The organism is Nocardioides sp. NPDC059952 (assembly GCF_042730435.1).
In the GTDB taxonomy this organism is placed as follows: domain Bacteria; phylum Actinomycetota; class Actinomycetes; order Propionibacteriales; family Nocardioidaceae; genus Nocardioides.
On the sequence record NZ_JBHWLY010000072.1, the window covers coordinates 24638 to 32789 of the forward strand.

Annotated in this window: 11 protein-coding genes; 4 read left to right on the forward strand and 7 right to left on the reverse strand. The window is 70.0% G+C overall.

Annotated elements, in window-relative coordinates:
• Position 1: 1 nt before the first annotated feature.
• Complete coding sequence (gene pcaG, locus ACFV9G_RS24410) at positions 2-547, reverse strand: protocatechuate 3,4-dioxygenase subunit alpha (RefSeq protein ID WP_378730840.1); 546 nt, start codon at positions 545-547, stop codon at positions 2-4.
• Entirely contained in the window at positions 544-1320 is a 777-nt protein-coding gene (gene pcaH / locus ACFV9G_RS24415; RefSeq protein ID WP_378730842.1) for a protocatechuate 3,4-dioxygenase subunit beta, read from the reverse strand. Before pcaH ends, pcaG begins: the two co-directional genes overlap by 4 nt.
• An 84-nt stretch (positions 1321-1404) precedes the next feature.
• Between pcaH and ACFV9G_RS24420 the strand changes: the two genes are divergently transcribed.
• The 3 genes from ACFV9G_RS24420 to ACFV9G_RS24430 all read left to right on the forward strand — a co-directional run bounded on the left by ACFV9G_RS24420 (position 1405) and on the right by ACFV9G_RS24430 (position 4186).
• Positions 1405-2148 carry an IclR family transcriptional regulator gene (locus ACFV9G_RS24420; RefSeq protein WP_378730844.1) on the forward strand — a complete coding sequence of 248 codons (744 nt, stop codon included), beginning with the start codon at positions 1405-1407 and terminating at the stop codon, positions 2146-2148.
• 221 nt (positions 2149-2369) lie between these two features.
• A complete protein-coding gene (cobT, locus tag ACFV9G_RS24425) occupies positions 2370-3419 on the forward strand; it encodes a nicotinate-nucleotide--dimethylbenzimidazole phosphoribosyltransferase (protein WP_378730846.1) in 1050 nt (349 codons plus the stop codon).
• Positions 3419-4186, forward strand: a complete 768-nt coding sequence (locus tag ACFV9G_RS24430) for an adenosylcobinamide-GDP ribazoletransferase (RefSeq protein WP_378730848.1) — start codon at positions 3419-3421, stop codon at positions 4184-4186. Before cobT ends, ACFV9G_RS24430 begins: the two co-directional genes overlap by 1 nt.
• 169 nt (positions 4187-4355) lie before the next feature.
• Here ACFV9G_RS24430 and cobU read toward each other — a convergent pair whose 3' ends face one another.
• A complete protein-coding gene (gene cobU / locus ACFV9G_RS24435; protein ID WP_378730850.1) occupies positions 4356-4895 on the reverse strand; it encodes a bifunctional adenosylcobinamide kinase/adenosylcobinamide-phosphate guanylyltransferase in 540 nt (179 codons plus the stop codon).
• 37 nt (positions 4896-4932) lie between these two features.
• Here cobU and ACFV9G_RS24440 point away from each other — a divergent pair, with 37 nt between their 5' ends.
• Positions 4933-5721, forward strand: a complete 789-nt coding sequence (locus ACFV9G_RS24440; RefSeq protein ID WP_378730852.1) for a metallophosphoesterase family protein — start codon at positions 4933-4935, stop codon at positions 5719-5721.
• A gap of 27 nt (positions 5722-5748) precedes the next feature.
• Here the strand turns inward: ACFV9G_RS24440 and ACFV9G_RS24445 are convergent, their stop codons facing one another.
• From ACFV9G_RS24445 to ACFV9G_RS24460, 4 genes are read right to left on the reverse strand one after another with little or no spacing between them, the layout of a single operon-like run.
• A complete protein-coding gene (locus tag ACFV9G_RS24445; RefSeq protein WP_378730854.1) occupies positions 5749-6510 on the reverse strand; it encodes an ABC transporter permease in 762 nt (253 codons plus the stop codon).
• On the reverse strand, positions 6507-7277 hold the full coding sequence (locus ACFV9G_RS24450) for an ABC transporter ATP-binding protein (protein WP_378730856.1): 771 nt from the start codon (positions 7275-7277) through the stop codon (positions 6507-6509). Before ACFV9G_RS24450 ends, ACFV9G_RS24445 begins: the two co-directional genes overlap by 4 nt.
• The gene (locus tag ACFV9G_RS24455) at positions 7274-7645 is read right to left on the reverse strand and encodes a DUF1048 domain-containing protein (RefSeq protein WP_378730858.1); all 372 of its coding nucleotides are present in this window, start codon (positions 7643-7645) and stop codon (positions 7274-7276) included. The genes ACFV9G_RS24450 and ACFV9G_RS24455 overlap by 4 nt, the downstream gene beginning before the upstream one ends.
• A 3-nt stretch (positions 7646-7648) precedes the next feature.
• Positions 7649-7975 carry a PadR family transcriptional regulator gene (locus ACFV9G_RS24460; protein ID WP_378730860.1) on the reverse strand — a complete coding sequence of 109 codons (327 nt, stop codon included), beginning with the start codon at positions 7973-7975 and terminating at the stop codon, positions 7649-7651.
• Positions 7976-8152 lie beyond the last annotated feature (177 nt).

The window sequence follows — 8152 nt, forward strand, 5'->3', positions numbered from 1 at the left end:
CTCAGCCGTAGGTGAGAAAGGTGGTCTCGCGGTCGCCCTGGAGGTGGATGTCGAACCGCAACCCAGTTGCGTCCGCCGATGCCACCAGGGTCGCACGCTCGTCCTCGGACAACGACACCAGCAGGGGGTCGCCGGCGTTGGCGGGGTGCTCGGGCAGGTAGATCCGGGTGTGCAGCCTGTCGAGCAGACCTCGGGCGAACACGGTGAGAGCGAAGAACGGCGCCCTGCCCGCATCGGAAGCGCCCGGGAGCACCGTCGAGAAGGTGTAGTGACCGTTCAGGTCGGTGTCGGCACGGCCCCAGCCGGTGAAGGTCCAGCCGTCGCGGTGCAGCGAACCCTCGGCCTGCGGGATGTTGCCCTCGGCGTCGGTCTGCCAGATCTCGAGCAGTGCGTCGGGGATCGGGTTGCCGGCGCCGTCGTAGACATGGCCGTGCAACCGGATCGAGCCGGGGCTGCCCGGCGGGACCAGGTCGGCGTCACCTTCGTAGGGGAGCGCGTAGCCGAAGAAGGGGCCGATCGTCTGGCCAGGCGTCGGGACGGTGCTCACAGGTCGCCCTCCTCGGGCTCGGTCCAGGTGCGGCTCGGGCCGGTCAGGACGATGTCCCAGTTGTAGCCCATCGAGTACTCGGGGGTGGAGAGGTCGTGGTCGTACGCCGCGACGAGGGCGTCACGGTCCCGCTGGGAGGTGATCGACTGGTAGATCGGGTCGAGCGCGAAGAGCGGGTCGCTGGGGAAGTACATCTGCGTGATCAGCCGCTGCGTGAAAGCACGCCCGAAGAGGGAGAAGTGGATGTGCGCCGGCCGCCAGGCGTTGATGTGGTTGCCCCAGGGGTAGGGGCCGGGCTTGATCGTCTGGAACCGGTAACGACCCTCGGAGTCGGTGATGCAGCGGCCGACACCGGTGAAGTTGGGGTCGAGGGGTGCCGGGTGCTGCTCGCGCTTGTGGATGTAGCGACCCGCGGAGTTGGCCTGCCAGATCTCGACGAGCTGGTTGCGTACGGGGCGCCCCTCGCCGTCGGTCACGCGGCCGCTGACCGTGATCCGCTCGCCGATCGGCTCGTTGCTGCCGGCGATGGTCAGGTCGGCCTCGAGCGGGTCCACGTCGGAGTTCCCGAAGCACGGGGCCCACAGCTCGATGGTCTCGGGGTCGGCGTGGCGCGGGTCCTTGGTGGGGTGGCGCAGGATGCTGGATCGGTAGGGCGGGTAGTCCAGCAGGGGCTGACGTACGTTCTGACCCTCGGCGTCTGCCTCGATGCTGAGCTTCTCCAGCTCGGCGATCTCGGCCGAGAGGTCGGCTTGAGTCTCGGTGGTCGCTGTCACGTTCCGAACGCTAGGTGGCGGAGGCGTAGGATGAAAGCACGGACTTCCGCTGAGCGAAAGGCCCGACGGAAAGAGGTGGGTCTCATGGCAGGTGGCAGCGGAGGTCGCACGGTCGCCTCGCGCGTCCTCGGTCTCATCGGCGCCTTCGACGCCGGACATCGCCGGCTCACGCTCAGCGAGCTCGCCGCGCGCGCGGACCTCTCCCTCCCGACCGCCCACCGCCTGGTCGCCGAGCTGGTCGAGTGGGGTGCTCTGGTGCGGGACATGGATGGGACCTATGTGGTGGGGCGCCGGCTGTGGGACGCCGGCCTGCTCGCGCCGGTCGCCACCGACCTGCGCTCGGTCGCGGCACCGTTCCTCCACGACCTCTACGGGGCGACGCTGGAGACCGTCCACCTGGCCGTTCGCGAGGACGACCACGTGCTCTACCTCGAGACCCTGCGCGGCACCCGCAACGTACCCATCGTCTCCTCGGTCGGCTCGCGCCTGCCGATGTACTCCACCGGCGTCGGCAAGGTGCTCCTGGCTCATGCGCCCGAGGACGTACGCAACCGGGTGCTGGCCGGCCCGCTCAGACCGTTCACCCGCCACACCATCACCACCCCCGGCCTGCTGCGGCGCCAGCTCGACCGGGTGATCACCGAGGGCTACGCGACCACCGCCGAGGAGATGACCCTCGGCGCCTGCTCGGTCTCGGTCCCGATCACCACGGGTTCCGGCGTCGTCGGCGCCCTCGGCATCGTCGTCTCCGACCTCCGTCGCAACCGCCTCCGCCTCGTCTCGGCCCTTCGTGTCGCTGCCCAAGGCGTCGCCCGCGCCCTCCCCTGACTCCGGTAGTCGATCCGTCTTCCCCCGCTGGTCGAACCGTCTCCGCTGGTCGAGCCGTCGTCCCCCGCTGGTCGAGCCGCCGGAGCCGCTAGGCGGAGGCGTGTCGAGACCAACACGGTCCGTCGGCGCTCGATGGCGCCGTGTTGGTTTCGACACGCTCGCTGGCGCTCGCGGCTCAACCAGCGGGAGCGGGCGGTGCCGGGGTGGGGTACCTTGCGCGAGTGACGATCCAGACCCCGAACGAAGACGTACGCCGCGCCGCCGCCGAGCGCCTGGGAGCCCTCGCGACGCCTCCCGGAGCCCTGGGCCGGCTGGGAGAGCTCGCGGTCTGGGTGGCCGCGTGCCAGGGTGAGGTGCCGCCGCGGCCGGTCGAGAACGTACGCCTGGTGATCTTCGCCGGGGACCACGGCGTCGCCCAGCACGGGGTCTCGGCGTTCCCGCCGGCGATCACCGGCGCGATGGTGCGTACGTTCCTGGGCGGCCGGGCCGGGGTCAGTGCGCTCTCGAAGGCCCACGGCGTCCAGGTCCGGGTGCTCGACCTCGGTGTCGACGAGGAGTTCGAGGATCTCGACGCGACGACCCGCGAGGCGCTGACCCGGCACAAGATCCGGCGAGGGAGCGGTGCGATCCACCTCGAGGACGCGCTGACCGCCGAGGAGACCTCGCGCGCGCTGGAGGCCGGCGCCGCGGTGGCCCGCGAGGAGATCGCGGCCGGTGCGGAGCTGCTGATCAGCGGTGACATGGGCATCGGCAACACCACCCCCGCGGCCGCGATGGTGGCCGCCGGGCTCGGGCTGCCCGCCAGCGAGGTCACCGGTCGTGGCACCGGTATCGGCGACGACGCGCTCCGTCTGAAGGCCGACGTGATCGCCGCCGCCCTCGCTCGTGCCGGCGAACGCACCGCTGACCCGATCCAGACCCTCGCCGCGCTCGGCAGCGCCGACCTGGCCGCGACCACCGGCTACCTCCTCGAGGCCGCCCGCCAGGGCACTCCGGTCCTCCTCGACGGTCTGATGAGCGTCGCCTGTGCCCTGACCGCCGACCGGATCGAGCCCGGCGCTGCGGCCTGGTTCGCCGCCGGCCACCGCTCCACCGAGCCGGCTCAGTCGATGGCCCTGGAGAAGCTCGGCCTGGTGCCGCTGCTCGACCTCGACCTGCGGCTCGGCGAGGGCTCTGGCGCGGTCGCCTCGGTCCCAGTCGTACGCAGCGCTGTCGCCCTGCTGCGCGACGTCGCCCTGCTCTCCGAGCTCGCTCCTGGAGACCCTGCCTGATGCTCGCAAGGGACGCCTGGCGTCTCGCGGTCGGCACGCTGACCGCGATGCCCGTGCCTCCTCCCGAGCAGGTCGACCGCCGTCGGGCCGCGGTGGCGATGGTGGTGGCGCCGCTGGCTGCGCTGCCGCTCGCGCTGGGGGCCGGCGCTATCGCACTCCTGGGGCAGCTTGCCGGGCTACCGCACCCGGTCACCGCTCTGCTCGCGATCGGCGCCGTCGTCGTCGGCAACCGGGCGATCCACCTCGACGGCCTCGCTGACACGGTCGACGGGATGGCCGCCTCCTACGACCGCGAGCGCTCGCTGCAGGTGATGAAGACCGGCACCTCCGGCCCGGCCGGGGTCACCGCGATCGTCCTCGTCCTCGGTCTCCAAGTGGCCGGACTCGCCTCCCTGCTGGACGGTGAGGCCGTACGCGCCGCGGTGCTCGTCGCCGTCGCCGTCTGCTCCTCGCGAGCGGCCCTCGCGCTGTGCTGCACCCGCGGCATCCGGCCGGCGCGCGAGGACGGCCTCGGGCGTACGTTCACCCAGACCCTGCCACCCTTCGTCACCGTTCTCGTCTGGGCCGTCGTCGCAGCCGCGCTCGCCGGCGCCGGCGCCTGGGCCGGTCTGCCGTGGTGGAGAGGAGCCCTCGCCGTCGCTCTTGCCGCGGCCGTCGTCGGCGCGCTCGTCCTGCGGGCGATCCGGCGGTTCGGGGGAGTGACCGGCGACGTCTTCGGTGCGGCCGTGGAGGCGGCGCTGGCAGTGCTGCTCGTCGCCCTGGCCTGACACACCCCGCTGGTCGAGCCGGATTCGTGAGGAACGAGCGAATCCGTGTCGAGACCAACACGGTGCGCTCCGCGCTCGATGGGACCGTGTTGGTCATCTCGACAAGCTCGATACACCGCTCGACACGCTCGGCCGCAGGCGGCCTCGCGGCTCGACCGACGGGGAGGGGTTAGAGCTTCAGCACCCGTCCGGCGATGACGAGGTGCACCTCGTCACAGGCCGCGGCCAGTCGCTGGTTGACCAGCCCGAGCAGGTCGCGGAAGAGGCGGCCCGAGCGATGGGCGGGCACGACGCCGAGACCGACCTCGTTGGTCACCAGCACCACGTCGCCGTTGTCCCGGCCGAGGACCGCGGCCGCGTCGTCGACCAGCGCCGAGACCGCAGCGGTCGCCTCCTCCGAGGTGGCCTCCCACAGTCCGCGCGAGTCCATGACGGCGGTGAGCCAGGTGCCCAGGCAGTCGACCATCACCGCATCACCGGCCGCGAGACCGTCGGCCAGCGCCCCCGCGAGATCCCTCGACTCGACCGTCCGCCACCCCTCCGGCCTCCGGGAACGATGCGAGGCCAGCCGTGCGGCCCAGTCGGGATCCGGCTCCTCCTCGAGCGTCGGCCCCGGTGCGACGTACGCCACCGAGGGCGCGGCCGCGAGCAGCGACTCGGCATGCCGCGACTTCCCCGACCGCACCCCACCCGTCACCAGAATCCTCACCGGGCCAGTCTCCCAGTCATCGCATAGCCTGCGACCCATGACCCCAGAGCGCGTCGCGCTGATCTCGGACGTACACGGCAATCTCACCGCCCTCGAAGCCGTCCTCGCGGACATCGAGGCACGTGGGATCACCAGGATCTTCAACCTCGGCGACTACGTCGGCAAGGGCCCGCGCGGCCGCGAGGTCGCCGAGATCTGCCGGGAGCGGTGCGAGGTCAACATCCTCGGCAACTGGGAGGACTTCCTGCTCGCCCCCGAACCCGACTTCGGCCGCGAGGCGGTCGGGCTGATGTGGTGGCGGCTGCAGGCGTGGGAGCAGGCCGAGTGGCTGCGTACGCTCCCGTTCAGCCACGACTTCACGATGAGCGGTCGCCGGATCAGGCTCTTCCATGCCTCCGAGGAGACCGTCCATCGCCGGGTCAGGTTCGATCACGACGAGCAGGAGTTCCTGGGCCTGTTCCAGAACACCGAGGCCACCGGCTTCGACCGGCCCGAGCCCGACATCGTCGGCTATGCCGACACCCACGACCCCTACTACGAGACCGACCGGGACCGGCGCACCGTCTTCAACACCGGCAGCGTCGGCAACTGCATGAGCGACCCGACCCCGGTCTACGTCATCCTCGAGGGCGTGATGGGCAGCGACCAGGAGGCGCCGTTCGGCATCCAGTGGGTCCGGGTGCCCTACGACGCGGAGGCCGAGATCGCGTACGCGGCTGAGGAGGGCATGCCCGAGCTCGAGGAATACACCTACGAGCTGCGGACGGGCTTCTACCGGGGCAACCTCAGGGACGGCGAGCAGCCGACCTACCACCGCAAGGGGTAGATCGGCTCTTCGCCGTTCCTGAAGCGATCAACTGATCTTGCGCCGGTAGACAGCCATGGCGCCGACGTACGAGGCGACGAGGATGCCCACGCACCACGCCAGCGCGATCCAGATGTCGTCACCGACCGGCTGCCCCGCGAAGAGCGCCTGGATGGTGTTGACGATCGAGGTGACCGGCTGGTTCTCGGCGAAGGCGCGCACCGGGCCGGGCATCGTCTCCGTCGGCGCGAACGCCGAGCTGATGAACGGCAGGAAGATCAGCGGGTAGGAGAACCCGGTGGCCCCCTCCATGGTCTGTGCCGCCAGCCCGGGGATGACCGCGAGCCAGGTCAGCGCCAGTGTGAGCAGCGCCAGGATCCCGGCGACCGCCAGCCAGGCGCCCAGGTCCGCCGAGGTGCGGAAGCCCATCACGAACGCGACGCCGAGGATGATCACCATGGTCAGCATGTTGGCCACCATCGAGGTCCCGACATGCGCCCACAGCACCGCCGAGCGGGCGATCGGCATCGACTGGAACCGCTCGAAGATCCCGCTCTTCATGTCGGTGAAGAGCCGAAGAGCGGTGTACGCGATGCCCGAGGCGATCGCCATGACCATGATCCCGGGGAGCACATAGTTGACGTAGTTGTCGGTGCCGGTCCGGATCGCGCCGCCCAGCACGTAGACGAAGAGCAGCATCATCGCGATCGGCGTGAGCGCGGTGGTGATGATCGTGTCAGGGCTGCGGGTGATGTGTCGCAGCGAGCGCCCCAGCAGGGTGCCGGCGTCGGCGAATGCGTGCTTGTTCATGCCTGTCCTCCTCGGGTGGAGCCGGTGAGCGAGAGAAAAATTTCTTCCAGCGAAGGCTGCTTCTCGACGTACTCGACCTTCGCCGGCGGCAGCAGCGCCTTGAGCTCGGCGAGCGTGCCGTTGGCGATGATGGTCCCGCCGTGCAGGATCGCGATCCGGTCGGCGAGCTGCTCGGCCTCCTCCAGATACTGCGTGGTGAGCAGGACGGTCGTGCCCTGCTCGGTGAGCTCCTTGACGACCTTCCACACCTCCAGCCGCGCCTCCGGATCCAGCCCGGTGGTCGGCTCGTCGAGGAAGATCACCGACGGCGACCCGATCAGCGACATCGCGATGTCCAGCCGCCGCCGCATGCCCCCGGAGTAGGTCGCGACCTTCCGGCCTCCCGCCTCGACCAGGTCGAAGCGCTGCAACAGCCCGTCGGCGATGTCGCCGGGGGAGGGGAGATGCCGCAGCTTCGCGACCAGGACCAGGTTCTCCCGGCCGGTCAGGATCTCGTCGACCGCCGCGAACTGGCCGGTCAACGAGATCGCCTCCCGCACCTGCTGCGCCTCCTCGACCACCGAGGCACCCTCGACCAGAGCCGCGCCGGCATCCGGTTTCAGGAGCGTCGAGAGGATGCGTACGGCAGTGGTCTTTCCGGCCCCGTTGGACCCGAGCAGCGCGAAGATCGTGCCCCGCGCCACCTCGAAGTCCACGCCTCGCAGGACCTGGTTGTCGTTGTAGGACTTCTCCAGCCCTCGTACGGAGATGGCTGCTGTCGCGCTCATGACTCGTCCTCCTTGTTGATGGTGTGGATGGCGTCCTCGAGCCGAGTGCGCTCCTTCTTGATCCAGGCGCCCTCGGAGTAGTTCCGGGCGAACTCCTCGACGAACTCGACCGGGTCGTCGCCCACGATCGCGCTCACCGGAGTGCCGTCCGCGGCGCTCTGCTCGAAGAGGTCGAGCAGGTCGCCACCCATCTGGGTGAGCACCTCGCCGTCGGCGATGCCACCGGCGTACATCAGGTAGCGCTGCACCGCGTCGTGCGCCTTGCGGTGGCTCGGGGGCAGCTGTGCCACGCGCGCTTTGTAGGACCGCCACTGCCGCTTCTGGTCGATGCTGCCGACCACGGTCTCGAAGATCGATCGGATGGACATCTCTTACTTCCCTTCTCGGAGGTTCTCCAGGCGCTCGGCCAGGAACCCCCACGTCGTCCAGAACTCGTCCAGGTACTTCTCGCCCGCCTCGTTGAGCGAGTAGACCTTCCGCGGCGGCCCCTTCTCGCTCGGCCGCTTCTCCACGTCGACCAGCCCGTTCTTCTCGATCCGGACCAGCAGCGCGTACACCGTGCCCTCGGCGATCTCGGTGAACCCCTGGCTCCGCAGCCAGGTCGTGATCTCGTATCCGTACGCCGGGTTGCCGGTCAGGAACGCCAGCACGATCCCCTCCAGCGTCCCCTTGAGCATCTCGGTCATCTGCTTGCCCATCGGGCACCTCCTTCACTACTCAGTGTTGCTAACTACCAGTACATAGTAGCGCTGAGTAGTGGTTCGGGCGCAAGTCCTTATCGCGAGCAGAAATGCCAGCGGCGCTGGTACGACGGGTTAAAACCACGGTACCACCCCCCAGGGGCGGGTACGGGGGGGGGGGGCGGACGAGGTGTG